The organism is Phenylobacterium sp., assembly GCF_035309685.1.
Taxonomy (GTDB): Bacteria; Pseudomonadota; Alphaproteobacteria; order Caulobacterales; family Caulobacteraceae; genus Phenylobacterium.
Genome location: NZ_DATGEX010000014.1, coordinates 1 through 22891 on the forward strand (window position 1 = coordinate 1; position 22891 = coordinate 22891).

At 69.6% G+C, this 22891-nt stretch carries 20 protein-coding genes; 4 read left to right on the top strand and 16 right to left on the bottom strand.

Features of this window, described 5'->3' with window-relative positions; genetic code table 11:
• From VKQ35_RS03275 to VKQ35_RS03335, 13 genes are all read right to left on the bottom strand, one after another.
• Positions 1-820, bottom strand: an 820-nt coding sequence (locus tag VKQ35_RS03275; RefSeq protein ID WP_324358624.1) for an acyl-CoA dehydrogenase family protein, incomplete at its 3' end; no start/stop codon positions are given.
• Between the two features lie 47 nt (positions 821-867).
• Entirely contained in the window at positions 868-1248 is a 381-nt protein-coding gene (locus tag VKQ35_RS03280; RefSeq protein ID WP_324358625.1) for a YciI family protein, read from the bottom strand.
• 62 nt (positions 1249-1310) lie between these two features.
• Positions 1311-1949 (bottom strand): ribosome biogenesis GTP-binding protein YihA/YsxC, encoded by a 639-nt coding sequence (gene yihA / locus VKQ35_RS03285; protein WP_324358626.1) that lies wholly within the window; start codon positions 1947-1949, stop codon positions 1311-1313.
• Positions 1950-3743 (bottom strand): membrane protein insertase YidC, encoded by a 1794-nt coding sequence (gene yidC, locus VKQ35_RS03290; RefSeq protein ID WP_324358627.1) that lies wholly within the window; start codon positions 3741-3743, stop codon positions 1950-1952.
• 32 nt (positions 3744-3775) lie between these two features.
• Positions 3776-4126, bottom strand: a complete 351-nt coding sequence (rnpA, locus tag VKQ35_RS03295) for a ribonuclease P protein component (RefSeq protein ID WP_324358736.1) — start codon at positions 4124-4126, stop codon at positions 3776-3778.
• A 54-nt stretch (positions 4127-4180) separates the two neighbouring features.
• Positions 4181-4315, bottom strand: coding sequence for a 50S ribosomal protein L34 (gene rpmH, locus VKQ35_RS03300; RefSeq protein WP_111457208.1), 135 nt, complete (start codon positions 4313-4315; stop codon positions 4181-4183).
• Between the two features lie 436 nt (positions 4316-4751).
• Positions 4752-5732 (bottom strand): NADPH:quinone oxidoreductase family protein, encoded by a 981-nt coding sequence (locus VKQ35_RS03305; protein ID WP_324358628.1) that lies wholly within the window; start codon positions 5730-5732, stop codon positions 4752-4754.
• Positions 5732-6778: an alpha/beta hydrolase gene (locus VKQ35_RS03310; RefSeq protein ID WP_324358629.1), complete on the bottom strand. Its 1047-nt coding sequence runs from the start codon at positions 6776-6778 to the stop codon at positions 5732-5734. The genes VKQ35_RS03305 and VKQ35_RS03310 overlap by 1 nt, the downstream gene beginning before the upstream one ends.
• A complete protein-coding gene (locus tag VKQ35_RS03315) occupies positions 6778-7401 on the bottom strand; it encodes a TetR/AcrR family transcriptional regulator (RefSeq protein ID WP_324358630.1) in 624 nt (207 codons plus the stop codon). Before VKQ35_RS03315 ends, VKQ35_RS03310 begins: the two co-directional genes overlap by 1 nt.
• A gap of 110 nt (positions 7402-7511) precedes the next feature.
• A complete protein-coding gene (locus VKQ35_RS03320; RefSeq protein ID WP_324358631.1) occupies positions 7512-8417 on the bottom strand; it encodes an SDR family oxidoreductase in 906 nt (301 codons plus the stop codon).
• A 68-nt stretch (positions 8418-8485) separates the two neighbouring features.
• The gene (locus VKQ35_RS03325; RefSeq protein ID WP_324358632.1) at positions 8486-9292 is read right to left on the bottom strand and encodes a DUF72 domain-containing protein; all 807 of its coding nucleotides are present in this window, start codon (positions 9290-9292) and stop codon (positions 8486-8488) included.
• Between the two features lie 2 nt (positions 9293-9294).
• A complete protein-coding gene (locus tag VKQ35_RS03330; RefSeq protein WP_324358633.1) occupies positions 9295-10962 on the bottom strand; it encodes a M28 family metallopeptidase in 1668 nt (555 codons plus the stop codon).
• 60 nt (positions 10963-11022) lie between these two features.
• Positions 11023-11805, bottom strand: a complete 783-nt coding sequence (locus VKQ35_RS03335) for a TetR/AcrR family transcriptional regulator (RefSeq protein WP_324358634.1) — start codon at positions 11803-11805, stop codon at positions 11023-11025.
• A 275-nt stretch (positions 11806-12080) separates the two neighbouring features.
• Here VKQ35_RS03335 and VKQ35_RS03340 point away from each other — a divergent pair, with 275 nt between their 5' ends.
• Genes VKQ35_RS03340 through VKQ35_RS03350 form a run of 3 tightly spaced genes read left to right on the top strand, consistent with a single transcriptional unit; the run spans position 12081 to position 17792 of the window.
• Complete coding sequence (locus tag VKQ35_RS03340) at positions 12081-13520, top strand: TolC family protein (RefSeq protein WP_324358635.1); 1440 nt, start codon at positions 12081-12083, stop codon at positions 13518-13520.
• A gap of 7 nt (positions 13521-13527) precedes the next feature.
• Positions 13528-14664: an efflux RND transporter periplasmic adaptor subunit gene (locus VKQ35_RS03345; RefSeq protein ID WP_324358636.1), complete on the top strand. Its 1137-nt coding sequence runs from the start codon at positions 13528-13530 to the stop codon at positions 14662-14664.
• On the top strand, positions 14661-17792 hold the full coding sequence (locus VKQ35_RS03350) for an efflux RND transporter permease subunit (protein WP_324358637.1): 3132 nt from the start codon (positions 14661-14663) through the stop codon (positions 17790-17792). The genes VKQ35_RS03345 and VKQ35_RS03350 overlap by 4 nt, the downstream gene beginning before the upstream one ends.
• Here VKQ35_RS03350 and VKQ35_RS03355 read toward each other — a convergent pair.
• The 3 genes from VKQ35_RS03355 to VKQ35_RS03365 are packed head-to-tail and all read right to left on the bottom strand — an operon-like array spanning position 17789 to position 21058.
• Positions 17789-19585, bottom strand: coding sequence for a cation:proton antiporter (locus VKQ35_RS03355; RefSeq protein ID WP_324358638.1), 1797 nt, complete (start codon positions 19583-19585; stop codon positions 17789-17791). The two genes, VKQ35_RS03350 and VKQ35_RS03355, sit on opposite strands and share 4 nt — an antisense overlap.
• A 58-nt stretch (positions 19586-19643) precedes the next feature.
• Entirely contained in the window at positions 19644-20642 is a 999-nt protein-coding gene (locus VKQ35_RS03360) for a threonine/serine dehydratase (protein WP_324358639.1), read from the bottom strand.
• Positions 20639-21058: a VOC family protein gene (locus VKQ35_RS03365; protein ID WP_324358640.1), complete on the bottom strand. Its 420-nt coding sequence runs from the start codon at positions 21056-21058 to the stop codon at positions 20639-20641. The genes VKQ35_RS03360 and VKQ35_RS03365 overlap by 4 nt, the downstream gene beginning before the upstream one ends.
• 425 nt (positions 21059-21483) lie before the next feature.
• Between VKQ35_RS03365 and VKQ35_RS03370 the strand changes: the two genes are divergently transcribed.
• Positions 21484-22770: an adenylosuccinate synthase gene (locus tag VKQ35_RS03370; protein ID WP_324358641.1), complete on the top strand. Its 1287-nt coding sequence runs from the start codon at positions 21484-21486 to the stop codon at positions 22768-22770.
• Positions 22771-22891: the final 121 nt, after the last annotated feature.

A 22891-nucleotide genomic window follows, 5' to 3' on the forward strand; every position in this document is an offset into this window, starting at 1 on the left:
ACGCCTTGCGCTCCGCAGCGTACTGCCGGGTCAGGTCGAGGGCGCGGCGGGACTGCGCCACCGCGTGGATCGCGATCCCCAGCCGTTCGGACGGCAGGTTGCGCATCAGGTGGTAGAAGCCGCGGTTCTCCTCGCCGATCAGGTTGGTGACCGGCACGTGGACGTCGGCGAAGAACAGCTCGGCTGTGTCGGCGGACTTCTGACCGATCTTGTCGAGGTTGCGGCCGCGGCGATAGCCTACGGCGCCCGCCGTCTCCACGACGAAGAGCGAAACGCCCTTGGCGCCGGGCTCGCCAGTGCGCGCGACGACGATGACGAGATCGGCGAGTTGGCCGTTGGTGATGAAGGTCTTCTGGCCGTTGAGCACATAGGAATTGCCTTGCCGTTTGGCGCTGGTGCGCGCCGCCTGCAGGTCGGAGCCGGCGCCGGGCTCGGTCATGGCGATGGCGGTAATCACCTCGCCGGAGACCATGCCGGGCAGCCAGCGCTGCTTCTGCTCTTCCGAGCCGTAGTTGATGATGTAGTCGACGACGATGTCGGACTGGAGCGTGATGCCGGCCGAGGAGCCGGCGTAGTTCAGCTCCTCGCCGATCACGGCGTTGTAGCGGTAGTCGGCGCCCAGGCCGCCGTATGCCTCCGGGACCTGTGGGCAGAGGATGCCCGCCTCGCCGGCCGCCAGCCAGAAGCCGCGGTCGACGACGCCGTCCTCCTCCCAGCGGTCGAGGTTGGGGATCAGCGCCTTGTCGAAGAACTTCCGCACCTGGTCGCGGAACATGTTCAGGTCAGCGTCGTAGACGGTGCGGGTGTCGGTGGTGAGCATGCGCGCTTCCTAGCGCGATGACGCGGCGTAGGGCTAGTGGGCCTTGGCTAGGGCTTCGGCGGCAAGAGCGGGTCGTTGGAGCCGAAGGCCGGGGCCCAGGCATGGACCTCGGCCTTCATGACGCCAGCCTGGACCGCGGGGTCGCCGGCCAGGATGGCGCGGGCCGCGGCGAGGTCGGCGGCATGCAGGATGGCCATGCCGCCGTCGGCGTCGAGCAACGGGCCGCCAGCCACCAGCCTCCCGTCGGCGGCAAGGCTCTGCATGTATTTGCCGTGCGGCGCCAGGGCCTGCTGGGCCACCGGCACGCCCGGCTTCCAGGCGGGGCCAGGGCTGTAGATCAACAGGAAGAAGGGCTGGGCGGCTGCGGCGGCGGACGCTGCGGCCAGGGCCGCCGCCGCCAGGATCGCGACGAATATCTTCTGGGCCATGAGGTCCTCCCGATGCGCTAGCTTATCAGCTTAGACGTCCGGCGGACGACGGGTTCGACGCCCTAGATCGCGCAGGCCGCGACGATCTCGGCGCGCAGCTCGGGGATGCCGGTTCCCTTCTCGGCCGAGGTGGCGAGCACGCGGGGGAAGGCGGCGGGGCGTTTGGCGATGGCCTTCAGCGTGCGCTCCACCACCGCGGCCACCTCGGCGGCCTTCAGCTTGTCGGCCTTGGTGAGCACGATCTGGTAGGAGACCGCGGCCAGGTCGAAGGCGTCCAGCGCCTCCTTGTCCACGTCCTTGAGGCCATGGCGGCTGTCGATCAAGAGATAGGCGCGCTTCAGGTTCGGGCGGCCGCGCAGATAGTCGCGGCCCAGGTTCTGGAACTTCTTCACGTCGCCCCGCGAGGCGCGGGCGAAGCCGTAGCCCGGCAGGTCGACCAGGCGCAGCTTCTCGTCGGCGATGAAGAAGTTCACCTCGCGGGTGCGGCCCGGCGAATTCGACGCGCGCGCCAGATGCAGGCGTCCGGCCACGGCGTTGATCAGCGTGGACTTGCCGACGTTGGAGCGGCCGGCGAAGGCCACCTCGGGCAGGTCGGCGGGCGGCAGGCCGGCGATCTGCACCGCCCCCATCATGAAGGTCACCTCGTGGGCGAAGAGGACGCGGGCGGCCTCCAGCTCGTCTGAGGTGAAGTTCTCGCTCATCTAAGCGGCGGTGGTCTTGCCGGTCAGCCGGCCGATGATCCGGTCGATGGGGTTGTCCACCTTGAAGCGGCGCATCATCACGTACTGCTGGATGGTGGTGAGCACGTTGGACCAGGTCCAGTAGATCAGCAGGCCCACGGCGAAGGGCGCCATGATGAACATGAAGATCAGCGGCATCAGCTGGAACATCCGCTGCTGCGCCGGGTCGATGCCGGTCTGCGGGCTCATGGAGGTCGAGAGCCACATGGTGAAGCCGTAGCAGAGCGGCAGGATGCCCAGGTGCAGGGTGGTGTCGAGGATCCCGCCGAGCAACGGCAGATGGGCCGGATTCCACGGGATCAGGCCGAACAGGTTCCAGATGGTGGTCGGGTCGCGGGCGGAGAGGTCGGCGTAGTTCAGGAACGGCGCGTGGCGCATCTCGATGGAGATGTTGAGCACCTTATAGAGCGAATAGAATACCGGCAGCTGCAGCAGAATCGGCAGGCAGCCGGCCAGCGGATTGACCTTCTCCCGCTGATAGAGCGCCATGATCTCCTGCTGCTGTTTCGCAGGGTCGTCCTTATAGCGCTTGCGAAGGTCCTCCATCATCGGCTGGACCTTCTTCATCTTGGTCATCGACTCGTACTGCTTGTTGGCGATCGGGAAAAACAGCAGGCGCACGATGACGGTGAGCGTCAGGATGGCGACGCCGAAGGTGCCGACCCGTTGATAGATCTGGTCAAGGAACCAGAACATCGGCCGCGTGATCGGGAAGAAGAAACGGCCCCAGTCGATGGCGTTGTCGAAGTGGGCGATGCCCAGCCTGTCCTCGTAGTCCTTCAGCAGCGGCACCGTCTTGGCGCCGGCGAAGAGGTGCTGGGTGGCGGTGACCTGGGTCCCCGGCGCGACCGTGCGCGCGGCGCCCGTGTAATTGGCTTCGTAGACGTCGACACCGCCGGCCTTGGCGTCGCGGTAGACGGCGTGGACCTGCTCGTGGGAGCTGGGGATCAGGGCGGCCAGCCAATATATGTCGGTGATGCCGGTCCAGGCGGCGGAGGAATTGAATTCCTGCGCCTGGCCGTTGTTCTTGGTCAGGTCCTTGTAGGTGAAGGCCCGCTCCTTGCCGTCGAGGTAGCCGATGGCGCCTGCGTGGACGACCGCGGATTTGATGGCGTCGGGCGGCAGGCCCTGGCGCTGCACCGAGCCGTAGGGCGCGATGGTCACCGGTGCGGCGCCGGTGTTCGCCACCGTGTCGGTCAGCGTGAACATGTAGTGGGCGTCGACCTCGATCCTGCGCGTGAAGGTCAGGCCCTGGCCGTTGGCGTAGGTGAGCACGACCGGCGCGCCGGGCGCGAGCGTCGCGCCCTGGGCCAGCGTCCAGACGGTGGTGGCGCCCGGCAGGCCCTGGACGTTCTGGCCGACCCAGCCGAAGTCCACGAACCAGGGATAGGGCGTCCCCTCGGGGCGCAGCATCTCCACGGGCGGGGAGCCCTTGGCGGTGGTCTGGGCGTACTGGGTGAGGAAGAGGTCGTCCAGGCGCGCGCCGCGCAGCGAGATCGACCCCTTCAGCGCCGGCGTCGCCACCGGCACGCGCGGGCTGGCGGCCAGCGCCGCGGCGCGGGTCACCGCGGGCGGGGCGTTGAGGCCCGGCGCGCCTGGGGCGGCGGCGAGCGCGGCGGCGGCCGGGGGATGCGCCTTCAGCTCGGCGGCGCGCTTCTTCTGCGCCGGATCGAGCACGAACACCTGATAGACGATGAACAACGCGATCGCGCACACGAGGAAGATGATCGTGTTGCGGTTGGAATCGTCTTGCATGGAAGGGCGCGGTCCGGTGGAGGTAAAAGCCCTTACGTCGCAGGGCGGTCGCGGTCGGCGGCGAGCCTTATCAGCGCGCTTTTCACATCGTCAAGCAAACGCGGCCAAGGGCGGGTCGTCACGCCGCCGCGGGCCACGAACACATAGTCGAAACCTGGGGACGCCAACTCAGGAAGCAAGAGGCGGGCGGCCTCGCGCAGGCGGCGCTTGGCGCGGTTGCGCTCGACGGCTCCGCCGATGCGCTTGGTGGCGGTGAAGCCGGCGCGGACCACGGGCTCGGCGTCCCGCAGCCGGGCCTGGATCAGCACGGCGCCGCGCGCGCAATAGGGGCTTTGAGCGCAGGCCAGGAAATCCGGGCGCTTCTTGAGGCGTTCGATTTTCAGTTTTGCTTCTGGGGCGGCGTCGGACACGCCGACACCATAGCTTAAGCGCGTGGCTTAGGCGCTGAGGCGCTTGCGGCCCTTGGCGCGGCGGCGGGCCAGCACCTTCTGCCCATTCTTCGTGGACATGCGCAGGCGGAAGCCGTGGCGGCGGGCGCGAACGAGACGCGACGGTTGGAAAGTCCGCTTCACGGGTTAGCTCCGGGGTCGAAAATCGAGCGGCGGTGGATAGGGGAAGCGAGGGGCGGTGTCAACCACAACCCCATGTCATCCCGGTTTCGCGGCACGCGGAGACTGGGACCCATAAGCGCCGAGAGATAGTGGTTCGCCGGAGAGCGTCGTGTCTATGGGTCCCGGACAACCCGCTTCGCGGCTTTCCGGGATGACAGCGATGAGTGTGAGGGGAGCATCTTTCAACATGCCTCCCGTCCTTAGATTTCACGGATGATGGGAGCCTTGGGGCCTGGGCAAGTCAAGGAGCGGCCCTTGGCCGCCCGCGCGGCGGCGCGCATTGGCGCGTCCTTGAGTTGCCCAGGCCCCAAGGCATGCTCGCCGCCATGAAATCTAAGCTGGGGTCCGCCGATCGTCGTCCTTCTCGCCTTTGTGGAAGAACGCCCGAGTAAGACGGCTATAAATCCGGCCGCACGACCGTCTTGCCGATCACCTTGCGGTCGGCGAGCGAGTCGAAGGCTTCGCGCCAACCGCTCAGCGGATATTCGGCGTCGACGCGGGGGCGGACCTTGCCCTCGTCGGCGAGTTTCCAGATGGCCTCGTGGTTTTCGCGGCCCTTGGCGGGGAACTGGCGGCCGTATTCGCCGGCGCGGACGCCGATGACGCTGAAGCCCTTGATCAGCGCGATGTTGACCGGCAGCACCGGCAGGCGCCCCGAGGTGAAGCCGATGGAGAGGATGCGGCCGCCAAAGGCGATGCAGCGCAGGCTCTCGTCGAAGACGTCGCCGCCCACGGGGTCGTAGATCACGTCGGCGCCCTTGCCGCCGGTGAGGTCCTTGACCCGCTCGCGGAAGCCCTGGGTGACGTTCACCGTGGCGTCGGGGGCGTATTCGCGGGCGATGACCTCCAGCTTGTGGTCGGAGGCCGAGGCGGCGATCACCTTCGCGCCCATCAGCTGGGCGAGGTCCACGGCGGCCAGGCCCACGCCGCCCGCCGCGCCGTGCACCAGCACCCATTCGCCGGCCTGCAGCCGCGCGCAGCGCTCGAAGGCGACGTAGGCGGTGAGGTAGGCCACCGCATAGCCGGCGGCTTGGCTGAAGCTTAGGCGCTCCGGCTTGCGGCGCAGACCGGCGGCCGGGAGGACGGCGAACTCCGCCATGCCGCCACGCCCGCCGCCGCAGACCGCGTCGCCTGGCCGGAAGTCGGTGACGCCTTCGCCCACGGCCTCGATCTCGCCGGCCAGCTCCATGCCCGGGACGAAGGGGACCGGCGGCTTGTGCTGGTGCTCGCCGCGGGTCTGCATCAGGTCGGGGAAGTTGACCGCCGCGGCGCGCACCCGGACCAGAACCTCGCCCGGACCGGGCTTAGGCGTCGGGATATCCTTCACCACACAGCCGGCGTAGTCGGGCGCCAGACGCTCGACCACCAGAGCGCGCATCAGGCGATGCGGCCTTCGAAACCTTCGCGCACGAGCCCGGCGACCTCGCGGCAGGCGACGTCGGCGCAGGGCACGGCGCCGGTGAAGGCGGTGAACGCGTGGGCCAGGCTGTCGTAGCAGCGGTAGATCACCGGCACGCCCGCCTCCTTCAGCCGCCGGGCATAGGCCTCGCCCTGGTCGAGCAGGGGGTCGAAGCCGGCGGTGACGACGATCGCGGGGGCCAGGCCCGAGACGTCGGTGGCGCGCAGCGGCGACAGGCGGGTGTCTGCGGGGCTGTCGCCGGGGCCCATGTAGTGGCCGGCGAACCAGTCCAGCGTGGCGCGGGTCAGGGGGAAGGCGTCGCCATAGGTGGTCATCGACGCGCTCTCGCAGGCCACGTCGACCCAGGGATAGATCAGGAGCTGCAGGGTCGGCTGCGGCTCGCCGGCCTTCTTCAGCTCCTGGCAGACCACCGCGGCGAAGTTGCCGCCCATGGAGTCGCCGCCGACCGCGGCCTGGGCCGCCGGCGCGCCGAAGCGCTCGGCGTTGTCGCGGCCCCAGCGGTAGGCGGCCAGCATGTCCTCCAGGCCCGCCGGGAAGCGGTGTTCCGGGGCCAGGCGATAGTCCACGGAGAGCACCGGGCCGCGCGCGGTCTTGGCGAGGATCGAGCAGAAGACGTGGCAGGTCTCCAGGTCGCCGATCACGCCGCCGCCGAAGTGGCCGAAGACCATCACGGGGGCCTTGGAATCCTGCGCCTCCGGCCGGTAGAGCCGGGCCGGAATGGTTCCGGCTGGGCCGGGGATGTCGAGGCTCTCGACACGCACGCCGGGCTCGATGTCGCCGGTCATCACCGCCAGGGACATGGCGCTGCCGACCCTGGCCTCCTGCGGCGAAAAGCCGGTCATGGCCGGCGTTCCGCGGGCCTGGGCGGCCAGGTACTGCAGGCGCGGGTCGAGGGTTCGGCCGCCCTGGTAGACCACCCCGCCGCCGGCCATCAGCCGCAGCATGGGGATGGGCAGGCTGAGCAGCGTGCGGACGATGGTGCGCTGGGTCCCCGGACTTGGCATCAGGCGGGCGCCTTGGGCAGTCCCTTGAGGCCGCCCAGGATCATGCTGACGGCGAACTCGGTGGCGCCGGCGGTGTCGACCGGGCGGCGCTCCAGCATCTTGTCGCCGACCTCGCGGGCGATGGCGATGCAGGCGGCGGCCATGTAGTCGGGGTCGGCGAAGGGGCCGCGGCGTTCGGCGATGTCCTCGGCCATGGCGTCGCGGATCTCGGCGAAGACCGCGGCCATCTCCGGCGTCTCGCCCTGGATGTGCAGGTGCGGCTCGCCGGCCGGGCGGCGCGCAGCCCAGTTGGCGTGCTCGTCGGCGATGAAGCCGAAGTAGGAACTGATCGCCTTGTGGACGAACTCCTCGAAGGAATAGCCCTTGCCGCGCAGGCTCTTGAGTATGGGGGCAAAGCGCCGCGCGCCGTCGTCGGCCAGGGCGGCGAACACCTCCTCCTTGGAGCGGTAGTAGTTGTAGAAGGTGCCGGCCGCGAGGCCGGTGCGCCGGATGATGTCGCGCACGGTCGCGGTCTCGTAGCCCAGCTCGCCGAACACTTCCCGCGCCGCGTCGAGGATCGCCTGGCGGTTGGCGACCTTGGTCTGCTCGCGTTTGCCGGGATTGAGATAGGCGACTTGGGACATGCTTACTTTCGGGACGGAGACTCAAAAGTGACGGGTGTCACTCTAGGGCTGTCCCTGAGGAAAGCAAACGTGGGGAAAGCAAACGTGGGGAAAGCAAACGCCGGGCCAGGTCACACCGTCCGTTGCGCCCGGTCCTTCTCGTTGGCCGAGCGGATCGAGTTGCGGGCCGCCTCCCATTCGGCGTCGCCCCACTCCGCCAGGCGCCCGAACCCACCGCCGCTCTTCAGGTGCGAGCCGCCGTCGATGGCGATGGTCTGGCCGTTCACATAGCCCGAGCCCGGATCGAGCAGGTAGACCGCCAGGTTCGCGAGCTCCCGCATCTCGCCGTTGCGGTTCAGCGGGATGGTCGGGTCGGCGGGCGCCGAGTCCGTGCCGGCGCCGGGGTTCAGGCGCGCCCAGGCGCCTTCGGTCGGGAAGGGGCCGGGCGCGATGGCGTTGAAGCGGATGCCGCGGTTGCCCCACTCGACGGCGAGCGACTGGGTCATGACGTTCAGGCCGGCCTTGGACATGGCCGAGGGCACGGTGAACGGCCCGCCGTTCCACACCCAGGTGGTCAGGATCGAGACCACCGAGGCGTGCTTGCCTTCCGCCAGCCAGCGCTTGCCGCACTCGAGCGTCACGAAGAAGGAGCCGCGGAAGACGATGTTGGAGATGGCGTCGAAGCCGCGCGCCGACAGGTCCTCGGTGCGGCTGATGAAGTTGCCGGCGGCGTTGTTGACGAGGCCGGTCAGCGGGCCGTCGGCCCAGACCGTCTCGATCATTTCGGCGATGGCTTCCGGCACCCGGATGTCGCAGGCGAGGCCCGTGCATTTGCCGCCGTGCGCGTCGGTCAGCTCCTTGGCCGTGGCCTCGACCACGCCGCCGCGGCGGCCGCAGATATAGACCTCGGCGCCCAGGATCAGGCAGGCCTCGGCCATCACCTTGCCCAGACCCGTGCCGCCGCCGGTGATCAGGATCCGCTGGCCCTTCATCAGGCCGGGACGGAACATCAGGTCGTCTGGGGTCAGGTCGGTCATCGGGCGTCCTCCGGAAGGGGCTTGAAAGGCTTCTTTTCAGCCAGCCAAGCGCCCTGACGCCGGGGCGGTCAAGCCGCCGTGACCTTCTCGATGATCGCCATGGCGGCGGCGGGCGCGCGGACCTTGCCCTCGTGAATCACGAAGGCATAGACGTCGCGGGGCTTCACCGGCGCTGGGCTGGCCGCGTCGGCCATGGGCAGGTCGGCGGGCGCGGAGCCCTGGGCGTAGGCCTTCAGGCGGTCGACCCAGGCGTCGAGGTCGGCGGGCCTGTAGGCGGTGGGCTCGTCGTCGCTGCCGGTCTGCAGGCGGGCGTAGACCACCTCGCCGGTGACGTCGGGGATCATCGGGTAGGTGTTGTGGTCGGCCAGGCAGACGGTCGCGGCATATTTGCGGGCGAGCGCGATGAAGGCCGGGTCGATGAAGCTCGGGTGGCGGACCTCCAGAACGTGGGTCAGCGGCAGGCCGTCCTGCTTGTCTGGCAACAGCTTCAGGAAGCCCTCGAAGTCGGTGGCGTCGAACTTCTTGGTGTTGGCGAACTGCCAGAGAATCGGCCCCAGGCGATCGCCGAGCTCTGACAGGCCCTGGTTCAGGAACCGCTGCACGCTCTCGCCGCCGTCGGCCAGCACCTTGCGGTTCGTCGAAAACCTGGACGCCTTCACCGCGAACTTGAACCCCTCCGGGGTCGACGCTCGCCACTTGGCCCAGCTGTCCGGCTTGAAGCTGGAATAGTAGGTGCCGTTGATCTCGATGGCGGTGAGCTTGCTGGCCGCATAGGCGAGCTCGTCGGCCTGGCGCAGCCCTTCCGGATAGAAGACGCCGCGCCAGGGCTCGAAGGTCCAGCCGCCGATGCCGGCGCGAATGGTTCCTGCCGCCATGGCTATTTCCTCAGGCTCTGGGTCTTGTCCCGCGCCGCCTTGAACTCGGAGCCCGGTTTCCATTCCGGCCACTCGCGGGAATTGGCCAGCCTGGTCCCCAGGTCCCAGAGGATCGACAGGTCCTGGGCCATGCCCGACAGGTCCCAGTTCGGGTCGAACTCGTCGGCGGGCTGATGGTAGCGGTCGCGGGTGTAGGCCTCGGCGGCCGCCTTGCCGGCCGCGACGCCGCCCTTCACCAGGTCCTGGCCGGAGTGGAAACTGAGCGCCGGCACCCCCTGCTTGGCGAAGGAGAAGTGGTCGGAGCGGAAGAAGCCGCCGGCTTCCGGCCGCGCGTCCGGCGTGAAGTAGCGGCCGTGTTCCTTGCCGACCTTGATCAAGTCGTCCTGCAGGGTGAGGCCGGCGTCGCCGGAGGTCGAGATGTCCTTGGCCGGGCCGTTCACCGCCGCGCCGTCGGTGTTGAGGTTGGCGACCGTGGCGGCCAGCGGATAGAGCGGGTTGGTGGCGTAGTATTCGCTGCCCAGCAGGCCTTTTTCCTCGGCGGTCACCGCCATGAACTGCACGGTGCGCTCGGTGCGCGGGCTGTGGGCGAAAGCGCGGCCAAGCTCGATCAGGCCGGAGACCCCGGACGCGTTGTCGACGGCGCCGTTGTAGATCCGGTCGCCCCGGGCGTCCGGCAGGCCGACGCCCAGGTGGTCCCAGTGGGCGGTGTAGATGATCCGCTCATTGGGGTGTTTGGTCCCTGGCAGCACGCCCACGACATTGTGCGAGATCACGTGCTTGGCCTCGACCTTGAAGGCCGTGGAGAAGGTCACGCCGGACAGGGTCACCGGCTTGAACGCGCGGGTCTGGGCCTGCTTCTTCAGCGCCTCGAAATCCAGGCCCGCGGACTTGAAGAGGGCGACGGTCTGGTCGCGCTGGATCCAGGCCTCGATGGGCGCGTGGACCTTGGACGGGTCCTTGCGGATGATGTCGAAGACCGCGTTGGTGTTGGAGTTCTTGACCGTGTTCCAGCCGTAGCTGGCCGGGCCGGTTTCGTGGATCACGATGAAGCCCACCGCGCCCTGGCGCGCGGCCTCCTCGTACTTGTAGGTCCAGCGGCCGTAGTAGGTCATGGCCTTGCCGCCGAAATCGCACGGCGTCTTGCATTCAGGCGCGGTCTCGTAGTCGGGGTCGTTGACCAGGACGAGTGCGATCTTGCCGTGCAGGTCGACGCCCTTGAAGTCGTCCCAATTGCGCTCCGGCGCCTTCACGCCATAGCCCACGAAGACCACCGGCACGTTCTTCAGGTCGATGTGGTTGACGCCGGTCTGCGGCGCGCGGATGGCGATCTCCTCGCCCTGTTTCCAGCTCTGCGTCTTGCCGCCGGCGGTGACGCTGAAGGCCACGGGCCCCTCGATGTTGAACTCCGCCAGCGGCACGTTCTGGGTCCAGGCGCGGCCGGACTTGGTCTTGTCGCCGCCGGGCTGCAGGCCGACGGCTTTGAATTCCTTTTCGATGTAGGCGACGGTCTTGGTCTCGCCGGGCGTCGCGGGCCCGCGGCCCTCGAAGGCGTCGGAGGACAGCACCCTGATGTGCTCGGAGAGCAGCTTGGGGTCGAACTTGAAGTCGGCGGCGAAGGCGGGTGCGGACAGGACGCAGAGCGCGGACGCGCCCAGGAGAAACGGTTTCATCGATCACTCGAACAGGGAGAACGGGTTGGCCGCGACCCTAATGACCTCGCGGCGAAACGGCTAGGCCGGGGTTTGCCCCGCGGAAGGGCGCAACGCGATGAAGGCTTCGACGCCGTCGAGGACCCGTTGCAGGCCGAACTCGAAGTTGCGTTCGTGGTCCGGCGGGGCCATGCGGCCGGACTTGTAGGCCTCGCCGATCTTCACCGTGGTGGGATAGCGCGCCGGGTCGACCAGGCCCTCCAGCAGCGGCGTGTTCATCGCCCACCACTGCTCGTCGGTCATGCCGGTGGCCTGCTCGATCTCGCGCGCGTCCAGCGCGGAACGCACGGCGCCTCGCACATAGTCGCTGACCAGCGAGGTCAGCTGGTCCATCTCCGTTTCGGAGAGGCCCAGGCCGTCGATGGCGCGCAGCGTCGCCTCGACGCGGCTGAGGATATTGGGGCCGAGCGGCGGGCGGTGGGTGCCGACCTGCAGGACCCAGGGGTGGCGCTGCGCCCGTGTCCAGCCCTGCCGCGCGATCTGCTCCAGCTTGGCGCGCCAGCCCTCGACGGGCAAGTCGGGCGTCTGCTGCTCGCCGGCCACCCGGTCGAGCATCAGGTCCACCAGCTCGGCCTTGGACGGCACATAGGTGTAGAGCGACATGGGCGAGAGCCCGAGCGACTCGGCGACGCCGCGCATGGATAGCGCCGCCAAGCCCTCGGCGTCGGCGAGCACGATGGCCGCCTGCACCACGTCCTCCACGGAGTGGCGCGGCTTGGGCCCCCGCCGTCCGGTTCCGGCCAGGCCCCACAGCAAGGCGATGCTTCGCCCCGGATCGCCGCCGCCTGAGAACTCCGCCGCCATGTGGCTAAACTACACGGCAAATAACACTTTACAACATACGGAGTTTAGCTCAGAGGAGGGCTCGCGAGGGGGCCCGGCAAAGAGGTCCGCCGTGTGTGCGACGCCCATTTCCTTTGGGAGTGGGGGTGGAGCGTCTTCATCACTGGGCTTGTGTGTTCATGTCGCTAGACGTGCGTCCGTCGCCTTTGCATCCAATGATCATCCCGGCGGCGACTAGGGGCGAACTGTCCCCCTGCGCCGGCTCCCAAGTTCGAAAAGCCTCCCCAAAAGCACCCATGCGTCCCGCCGTTTCCGCTGTCCTGCTGGCCTGCCTCGTGACCTTGGGCGCCTGCGCCCATGTGCGCGCGCCGGAGACGGGGCTGCCCGCCGCCTTTGAGGGCGCGACCGGGGCCGCCGACCGCGCGCCGGCCGGCGCGATCGACCTCGACCGCTGGTGGCGGGCGTTCAGGGACCCCGAGCTCACCGGCCTGGTCGATCAGGCGCTGGCCCGCAACCCGGACGCCAAGACGGCCGCGGCCCGCCTCGCCGAGGCGCGCGCCAACCGTGTCGAATCCCTGACCCACTACCTGCCGCAGGGCGACGTGCAGGGCAGCCAGCGCCGCACCGACACCCATCAGCTGGCCGGCACGGTTTTCAACATCCCGGGCTTCTCCTCCAGCGGCGTCTCGGACGCTTCGGGCGTGAACCTGAACGCCAGCTGGGAGGTGGACCTGTTCGGCCGGTTCTTCGCGACCTCGAAGGCGGCGAACGGCGACCTCGCGGCAGCCCGCTTCGACTATGAGGGCGCGCGCGCGAGCCTCGCCGCCAACGTCGCCGACGCCTATTTCCAGGCCCGTGGTCTCGCCATCCAGCTTGCCGACGCGCAAGAGAGCCAGCGCATCGAGCAGGAGCTCTACGACAGCGCCACCAAGCGCGCCCAAGTGGGCATTGCGCCCACCTCCGACGCCGACCGGGTCGCCGGCGACCTGGCGCAGGCCAAGGCCCAGGCCGAGGGCCTGGCCGCCCAGCTGCAGGTCGAGCGCCGCACGCTCCTGATCCTGGCCGGCCGCATCGTCGAGCCGACCGCCAACATCGCTGTCGAGGCCAGCGTCGGCGATCTGCCGCCGGTCCCCGACATGCTGCCGAGCGAGCTTTTGAAACGCCGCCCCGACGTCCGCGAGGCCAGCGCCCGGGTCGCCGCGGCCACCGGGCGTTCGCAGCTGGACGTGCTCTCCTTCCTGCCGACGCTCGACTGGACGCCGGGGCTCACCTGGCAGAAGTCGTCGCAGCCGGGCTTCTCGGTCACCGCGCAGTCGGTGATCAACGGCGGGGCCTTCACCCAGCCGCTGTTCTCGATTCCCCGCCTGCTCTCCGAACTGAAGGCGCAGGACGCGCGCAGCGAGCAGGCGGTGATCGCCTACGAAAAGGCCGTGCAGACGGCGTTCGCTGACAGCGAGGGCGCGCTCGTCAACCTCGACGCCGACCGCCGGCGAGTGGTGTTGCTGACCGACGGCGAGGCCCGCGCCGCGCGCGGCTACAACGCCGCCAAGCTTGGCTACGACCGCGGGCTCACCGACCTGCAGACCGCGCTCAGCGCCGAACAGTCGTGGCGCGCGACCCGCTCGCAGCTGACCGCCGCCAAGGTGCAGGCCGCCCGGCGCACGATCCAGGTCTACAAGGCGCTCGGCGGCGGCTGGCCCGCCGAGCATTTCCCCACCGACAAGCAGGCCCGTTGAGACCCGCATGAAACGACTTCTTCCTTTCCTGCCGCTGCTGGCGGCCCTGGCGCTCTCCGCGTGCCACAAGCCGGTCGTCAAGGTCACCGAGGCGCAGAACGCGCGCGCCATGCGCGTCGTCGTCCTGCAGCCGCAGCTGATCGCCGGCGCGCTTACCGCCTCGGGCGACCTGGTGTCGCGCGAGGAGGCCGCGGTCTATCCGGAAGTCAGCGGCTACCGGGTCTCGCGCGTGCTGGTCGACGTCGGGGACTATGTGAAGAAGGGCCAGACCCTGGTGGACCTGGACCCGGCCCTGGTGCAGGCCCAGCTCGCCCAGGCCGAGGCGGTCGCCGCCCAGGCGCAGGTGCAGGCGCAGCAGGCCGCCGACCAGGCCAACCGGGTCAAGGATCTCGACAACGCCGGCGTGCTTAGCCAGGAGGCCATCGACCAGCGCCGCTTCCAGGCGCGCGCCGCCCAGGCCACCGCCAACGCCCAGGCCGCGGCGTTGAAGGACATCCGGACCCGGATCAGCAAGCTGTCGGTGACCGCCCCGGTCGCCGGCCTGATCCTGGAGCGCACCGTGCGGCCCGGCGACATGTCGACCGCCGGCGGCGCCACCCCCTGGTTCCGCATCGCCCGCGACAGCCAGGTCGAGCTCTCCGCCCAGGTCTCCGAGGACGACCTGGCCTCCATCCGTCCCGGCCAGCACGCCCAGGTGACCCTGCCGGGCGGCGACGTCGTGCCGGGCGTGGTGCGTCTGGTGAGCCCGCAGATCGACGCGCAGAGCAAGCTCGGCGCCGTGCGCGTGCACCTGCCGGTCCGCGCCGACATCCGCGCCGGCGGCTTTGGCCAGGCGGTGTTCGGCGAGGCCTCGAGCCGGGTGTTGGCCGCTCCGGAAACCGCCATCCGCTACGACGCCGATGGCGCCAGCGTCATGGTCGTGGGGTCCGACAACCGCGTGAAGAAGGCGCCGGTGCAGACCGGTCAGCGCGGCGGCGGCCTGGTGCAGCTGATCAAGGGGCCGCCCGCCGGAAGCCGTATCGTGCTGAACGCGGCCGCCTTCCTGCTCGACGGCGACATGATCCGGCCGCAGGACGTTCCGGTCCCGACCGGCGCGGCGGCTTCGCCCGCGCCCGCCGCCAAGCCGCAAAGCTCACGCAAATGAGTTCCACCGAACATCGCGGCGGCGGGTTCCCGATCTCGGCCTGGGCGATCCGCAATCCCGTGCCGGTGGTGGTGCTGTTCATCGCCCTCGTGCTGGCCGGCATCATCGCCTATGGCGGCCTGCCGATTAAGCAGTTCCCCAACGTCGAATTCCCGGTGGTGACGGTCACCGTCACCCAGAGCGGCGCCGCGCCCGGCCAGATCGAAACCCAGATCACCCGGCCCGTGGAGGACGCGCTCTCCGGCCTCGAAGGCGTGCGGAACATCACCTCCAGTGTGAGCCTCGGCGCCTCGACCACCGCGCTGGAGTTCGAGATCGGCGAGGACCTGCAGAAGAAGGTGGACGATGTCCGCCAGCGGGTCGACCAGACCCGCGCCATCCTGCCGCGCGAGATCGATCCGCCGACCGTGCAGCGGGTGGAGATCTCCTCGTCCCCGATCCTGACCTATGCGGTGGCGTCGGCCGGCATGTCGGACGCCGATCTCTCCTGGTTCGTTGACGACACCGTGGCGCGCGCGCTGCAGGCCCAGCCGGGCGTCGCCCAGATCAACCGGGTCGGCGGGGTCAACCGCGAGATCAACATCGTCGTCGATCCGGCGAAGCTGGCGGCCCGCAAGCTGAGCGCGTCGGAAGTCTCCAGCGCGCTCCGCAGCTTCGACCTCGACGCCGCCGGCGGCCGGGTCGCGGTGGGCGGTCGTGAGCAGACCCTGCGCGTGCTGGGTTCGGTGAAGACCCTGGCGGCCCTGCGCGACATGAACATCCCCACCGGCGGCGGCCAGTTCGTGAAGCTGACCGACGTCGCCGACGTGGGCGACGGCGCCTCCGAAGTGCGCGGCTTCGCGCGGCTGAACGGCCGGCCCGTGGTCGGTTTCCAGGTTCAGAAGACCAAGGACTCCAGCGACGTCGACGTGGACGACGCGGTGCTAAAGGGCCTGGCCCAGCTGGAGAAGACCCATCCGGGCGTGAAGTTCACCAAGATCTTCTCCTCGGTGGACGAGACCCGGGCGAGCTTCCACGCCACCCAGCACGTGCTCTTGGAGGGCATGATGCTGGCCGCGCTCGTGGTGTTCGTATTCCTGCGCGACTGGCGCTCGACGATGATCACCGCGTTCGCGATGCCGATCTCGCTGATCCCGACCTTCTTCGTGATGCACCTGTTCGGCTTCTCGCTGAACCTGGTGACCCTGCTGGCGCTGACGCTGGTCATCGGCATCCTGGTCGACGACGCCATCGTCGAGATCGAGAACATCGAAAAGCGGGTGGCGACCGGCATCCGCCCCTATCAGGCGGCCATGGAAGGCGCCGACGCCATCGGCCTGGCGGTGGTGGCCACCACCATGGCCATCGTCGTGGTGTTCACCCCGGTCAGCTTCATGAAAGGCCAGGCCGGGCAGTTCTTCCGGGAGTTCGGCCTGACCGTCTCGGTGGCGGTGCTGTTCTCGCTGCTGGTGGCGCGCCTGGTCACGCCGCTGATGGCCGCTTATCTCCTGAAGCCGAGCAGCAACCCGCATCCGCGCAAGCCCTTCAAGGGCCTCTACCGCAACGTCCTGGAATGGGCGCTGGACCACCGGATCGTCGCCTCGATCTTCGGCGGCGTGGTGTTCTTCGCCTCCATCGCGCTCGTGCCGCTGCTGCCGACCGGCTTCCAGCCGGCGGGCAACCCCGACTATGTCTATGTGCGGATCCAGGGGCCGCCCGGCGCCACGGCCGAGGCCATGTCCGACGTCGTCGACCGGGTCACCGCGCTGATGAAGAAGCAGCCGGAAGTCACCGGCATCTTCGCCCAGGTCGGCTCCACCGCGGCGACCGGCGGTCCAGGCGGCTTTGGCGGCGGCGGCGGTTCGTCCCTGCAGGACGGCACCATCACGGTCAATCTCGACCCCAATCGCAAGGCCTCGGACGACGAGTTCAAGAAGCGCCTGCGCAACGACCTGCACAACATCCCCGACGCCCGGGTCGGCTTCCTCGACTTCCAGGGCACCGATGGCTACCAGCAGATCCTGGCCAGCGACGATCCCGTCGCGCTGAACGCGGCCGCGCTCGAGCTGGAGCGCGAGATGCGCACCCTGCCGATCCTGGCCGACGTGCACCCCTCCAGCCCCCCGATCGGGCCTGAGGTCATCATCCGCCCACGCCTCGACGAGGCGGCGCGGCTGGGGGTCTCGGCGGAGACCATCGCCACCATCGCCCGCGTGGCGACCGTGGGCGACATCGACGCCAATGTGGCCAAGCTCGACGAGGGCGAACGGCGGATCCCGATCCGGGTGCGCCTGCCGGCCGACGCCCGCGCCAATATCGCCCAGCTGAAGGCGATCCGCGTGCCGACCGGCAATGGCGGGGTGACCACCTTGGGCGCTGTCGCCGACATCGACTTCCAGGCCGGCCCGACCACCATCAACCGGCTGAACCGCAAGCGGCAGATCACCATCGTCGCCGAGCTGAACGGCGCGCAGTTGGGCCAGGCGGCCGGCGCGACCAACAAGCTGCCGATCATGAAACACCTGCCGCCCGGCGTCGGCCCGGCCGACATCGGCCAGCAGCAGGCGTTCAAGGAGCTGATGGGTTCGTTCGGCCTGGCGATCTTCGCCGGCGTGTCGATGATCTTCGGGGTGCTGGTGCTGCTGTTCCGCAGCTTCTTCAAGCCCGGCGTGATCCTCTCGGCCCTGCCGTTGGCGGTGGGCGGGGCGTTCCTGGGCCTCTTGATCTTCAACCTGTCGCTGTCGATTCCGTCGCTGATCGGCTTCCTGATGCTGCTGGGCCTGGCCGCCAAGAACTCGATCCTGCTGGTCGAATACGCCATTGAGCGCGAGCGAGAGGGCATGACCCAGCGCGAGGCCCTGCTGGAAGCCTGCCGCGAACGCGCCCGGCCGATCGTCATGACCACCTTCGCCATGATGGCCGGCATGCTGCCGACGGCGCTGGCGCTGGAGAAGGGCGCGGAGTTCCGCCAGCCCATGGCGGTCGCCGTGATCGGCGGCCTCATGACCTCGACCGTGCTGTCGCTGGTGCTGGTGCCGGTGGTCTACGAGTTCGTCGACGACTTCGAGCATTGGCTGCGGCCCAAGCTGGCCAAGCTGATCACGCCGCGCCATCCGCCGCTGGAGCCGGCGCCGGTCGACCGCCTCTAGTTCGGCGGTCCGCGGCCGTCGCGGGCGCGGCGAACCCGCGCGCCGAGCGCCAGCGGCTGATTGAGCGCCTTGCGGTATTCGTCGCGCTTCTCATGGATCGAGGCGATGACGAGGCCCATGGGCACGCCCAGGTCGACGAGCAGGCTCTCGGACAGCTGCAGGCTGGCCTCGATGGTCTCCGGCACCGCGTCGGTGACGCCCAGCGCATAGAGCCGGCCCGCGTGGCGGGCGTCGCGGGCGCGGGCGACGATCATCAGGTCGGGGCGCAGCTCGCGGGCTTGGGCCACCACCGCCTCCGCGCCGTCGGGGCTGTCCATGGTCACCACCAGGGCGGGCGCGGTGTCGAGGCCGCAGCGCCGCAGGAGTTCCGGTCGCGAGGCGTCGCCGAAATAGATGGTCATGTCCTCGCGGCGCGCGGCGTCGACCAGGCGGGTGTCGCGCTCGATGGCGGTCCAGGCGACCGCGTGATGGGTCAGCATCTCGCCCACCAGCCGCCCGACCCGGCCGAAGCCGACGATCAGCACCCGGGTGTCGGAGCCGCGCGGCAGCGAGGGCTGCGGATGCTCGGGGGCCGCGGCGGCGCTCGGGCTCTGGCCGACGCGCGCGCCCAGCGCCGTCAGCGCCGGAATGGCGAACATGGTCAGCGTCACGGCGGTCAGCGAGGCCTGCCCGGCGCCCTCGGGCAGCAGGTGCGCGCCGATCGCCTGGTTGACCACGATGAAGGCGAACTCGCCGCCGGCCGCCAGCGCCAGGCCGGCCTCCAGGGCGCCGCGCGGCTTGAGGCGGAAGAGCCGCGCCAGGATCGCGACCGAGCCCGTCTTGAGGATCAAGAGGGCCGCCGCGATGCCCAGCACCAGCAGGGGCTCGCGGAACAGCAGCGACAGGTCCAGGCCGATGCCCATCGACAGGAAGAAGAGACCGAGCAGCAGCCCCTTGAACGGCTCGACGGTGACGTCGACCTCGTGCCGGTACTCGGTTTCGGCCAGCAGCAGGCCGGCGATGAAGGCGCCCAGGCCCATGGAAAGGCCGGCAGCCGCCGCCACCAGGCCCGCGCCGATCACCACCAGCAGGCTCGCGGCCACGAACAGCTCCTGGCTGCGGGCCTTGGCCACCGAGCGCATCATCGGCCGCAGCAACAGCCGCCCGGCCGCGGCCAGGACCAGCAGCCCGCCCACCCGCGGGGCCAGCGCCCACAGGACGTCCGGACCCAGGCCGTTGGCGCCGCTGCCGATCACGCTGAGCCCCACCAGCAGCGGCGCGACGGCGATGTCCTGGAACAGCAGGACGGAGAAGACCGCGCGGCCGGCCGAGGATTGCAGGCGCTTCTTCTCGGCGAGCGCCGGCACGGCGACCGCGGTCGAGGAGAGCGCCAGGGCCAGGCCCAGGATCGAGGCCACCAGCGGGGTCAGATGCAGGACGGCGATCCCGCCCGCCGCCAGCAGGGCCGCGCCGACGGCCACCTGCGCCGCGCCCAGGCCGAAGACCAGACGCCGCATGGCGCGCAGCCGCTCCCAGGAAAGCTCCAGGCCGATGGTGAAGAGCAGGAAGACCACGCCAAACTCGGCGAGCTGGGCCACTTCCGCCGGCCTGCTGACGGTGAAGGCGGCGACCCACGGGGCCCGCCCGGCCAACGCGCCCAGGCCCTCCGGCCCCAGCACCACGCCGGCGCCCAGGAAGCCCAGGATCGGCGAGATCTTCAGCCGCGTGGCGAGCGGCACCACGATCCCCGCCGTCGCCAGGAAAAGGACGAGGTCCTTGTAGTCGCCGGGGGAGACGCCGTGGGCTGCGGTCATCCCCAATTGGTGCGGGACGACGAAGGCCCCGGCAAGGCCGGCTTGCGAGGCTTGGGCTCTAGATCTCGCCGCGCAGGACCTGGGCGAACAGCTCGGGATCGACGTTGCCGCCGCTGAGCACCACGCCGACGGTCTTGCCCTTGGCCTCGACCTTGCCCGTGAGGAGCGCGGTCAGGCCGGCGACGCCGCCGGGCTCGACCACCAGCTTCAGCGTGGAGAAGGCGTAGCGCATGGCGTCCGCGACCTCGGCGTTGGTCACATCGACCGCGCCGGCGAGGTTTCGCTGCAGCATCGGGAAGTTGATCACGCCCGGGCAATGGCTCTCCAGCGCATCGCAGATGGAGCGCGTCGTGGGATGGATCTCGATCCGCTTGCCGGCCCGCAGCGACATGGCCATGTCGTCGAAGCCGGTGGGCTCGACCCCCCAGATCTCAGCCTTCGGCGTCAGCGTCTTGATGGCCTCCGAGACGCCGGCGATCAGGCCGCCGCCGCTGGCCGGGCTGACCACCAGGTCGAACTGAGCGCCGACGGCCTTGGCCTGGGCGACCATCTCCAGGCCCGCCGTGCCCTGGCCCGCGATGATATGCGGGTCGTCGAAGGCGGGTACGATCACCGCGCCGCGGCTGGCCGCGATCTCGGCGGCGATGCCCTCGCGGCTTTCGGTCAGCCGGTCGTAGAGCTTGATCTCGGCGCCATAGCCGCGGGTGTTGGCGACCTTCATGGCCGGCGCATCGGCCGGCATGACGATCAGCGCCGGCATGCCAAGCAGCTTGGCCGCCAGGGCCACGCCCTGGGCGTGGTTGCCGGAGGAGAAGGCGACCACGCCGACCTTGCGCTCCTCCGGGGTCAGCTGGACCAGGCGGTTGTAGGCGCCGCGGAACTTGAAGGCGCCGACCCGCTGCAGGGTCTCCAGCTTCATCAGGATGCGGCCGCCCAGGCGCTCGTTCAGCGCCGGGCTTTCGACGAGCGGCGTCTCGACGGCGACGCCCTTGATGCGGTGGGCGGCGGCCTCGATGTCGGCGAAGGTCACGGTCGGGTCGGTCAGGACAGCGTTCATTTGGCAAACACCATGGCGTCGTCGGCAAAGGCCTTGAACTCCAGCGCGTTGCCGGAGGGGTCGAGGAAGAACATGGTCGACTGCTCGCCGGCCTCGCCCTTGAAGCGGGTGTGCGGCTCGATCACGAAGGTCGTCCCGGCGGCCTGCAGGCGCTCAGCCAGCGCGTCCCACTGGGCGGGCGCAAGGATCGCGCCGAAGTGGCGGACCGGCACCTGGTGGCCGTCGACGGCGTTGGTCGCCTTATGGCCAATCTCGGAGGGGGCCAGGTGGGCGACGATCTGGTGGCCGTGGAAATCGAAGTCGACCCACTCGTCGCTGGACCGCCCCTCCGGGCAGCCCAGCAGCTCGCCATAGAAGGCGCGGGCCTCGGCGAGATCGCGGACCGGGAAGGCCAGATGGAAGCGCGGAATGTTCATGCGCGGCCTGATAGCGCGAGACGCGCCGTTGCGGAACCTCCTCTCAAAGGCCGCGGAGCGGCGCCTTCCCCATTTTGGACCACCAAGGACACAAAGATCGCCAAGAGCGGACACGAAGACCACGAAGATCACGAAGGGGTCGATGAGGCTGCGGCGCTACGCCAGGCTCGGCGTCTTCGTGGTCTTCGTGGTCTTCGTGTCCTTGGTGGTCTTGGTGTTCAAAGACTGAGCCTCCGCTTTCGCGGAGCCTCGGAAGGCCGGCAGCCGATTGCGGCTTGAGACGGCGACCGGGCTGGTCTAAACACCCGCCGCGCCTGGTTCGGCCAAATGCCGATCCGGGGCGCCACAGACTGATCCAGGCCATCCGCCGAGTCCCTGTCGAAGGGCGGCTGGTTCTCTCCGGCAGGGAGAGGGATCGTATCCAAATGGCCAATGTCACCGTGATCGGCGCCCAGTGGGGCGACGAGGGCAAGGGCAAGCTTGTCGACTGGCTGTCGAACCGCGCCGACGTGGTGGTGCGTTTCCAGGGCGGCCACAACGCGGGCCACACGCTCGTGGTCGGCAACCAGGTCTACAAGCTCAGCCTGCTGCCGTCCGGCGTGGTGCAGGGCAAGCTGTCGGTGATCGGCAACGGCGTGGTGGTCGATCCCTGGCACCTCTTGGAAGAGATCGACAAGCTGGGCGGCCAGGGCGTGGCGATCGGGCCGGACCTCCTGGTGCTGGCCGACAACGCCTGCCTGATCCTGCCGCTGCACCGCGACCTCGACCAGGCGCGGGAGGCCGCCGCGACCAAGAAGATCGGCACCACCGGCCGCGGCATCGGCCCGGCCTATGAGGACAAGGTGGGCCGCCGCGCGATCCGCGTCGCCGACCTCGCCGACCGCGAGGCGCTGGAGGCCAAGATCGACCGGCTGATGGCCCACCATGGGCCGCTGCGCCGGGGCCTCGGCCTGCCCGACATCGATGGCGCGGCCCTGCTGGCCGAGCTGGAGCGGATGGCGCCCTTGATCCTGCCCTTCGCCAAGCCCGCGTGGCTCTTGCTGGGCGACCTGGTGAAGGCCGGCAAGCGGGTGCTGTTCGAGGGCGCGCAGGGCGCGCTGCTCGACGTCGATCATGGCACCTACCCTTACGTGACCTCGTCCAACACCGTGGCCGGTCAGGCGGCGGCGGGGTCGGGGCTCGGACCCAAGGGGCCGGGCTATGTGCTGGGCATCGTCAAGGCCTACACCACCCGCGTCGGCGAGGGGCCGTTCCCCACCGAACTCACCGACGAGGTGGGGCAGCACCTGGGGACGGTGGGCAAGGAGTTCGGCACGGTGACCGGCCGCTCGCGCCGCTGCGGCTGGTTCGACGCGGCGCTGGTCCGCCAGTCCGTGGCCCTGAACGGCATCAGCGGCATCGCGCTCACCAAGCTGGATGTGCTCGATGGCCTGGAGACGCTGAAGATCTGCACCGGCTACAAGCTCGGAGATCGGGAGTTCAGCTACCTGCCCGCCGGGCTCAAGGCGCAGGCGGCGCTGACGCCCGTCTATGAGGAGATGGAAGGCTGGAGCGAGACGACCCAGGGCGCCCGGTCCTGGCGCGACCTGCCGGCCAGCGCGGTGAAATATGTGCGGCGCATCGAGGAGCTGATCGGCGCGCCCGTGGCGCTCCTCTCCACCAGCCCGCAGCGGGACGACACAATACTGATGCGCGATCCTTTCCAGGACTAAACCGCAAGTCGCTAAGTCCACGGCCGCGCTCGGCTTTTCGGCCAGGCGCGGCGCGAAAAACGTCGTTAGCGTCAAGGCGATCTTTACCAGCGGCGGACTAGCGTCCGGCATCAGCCGGAGT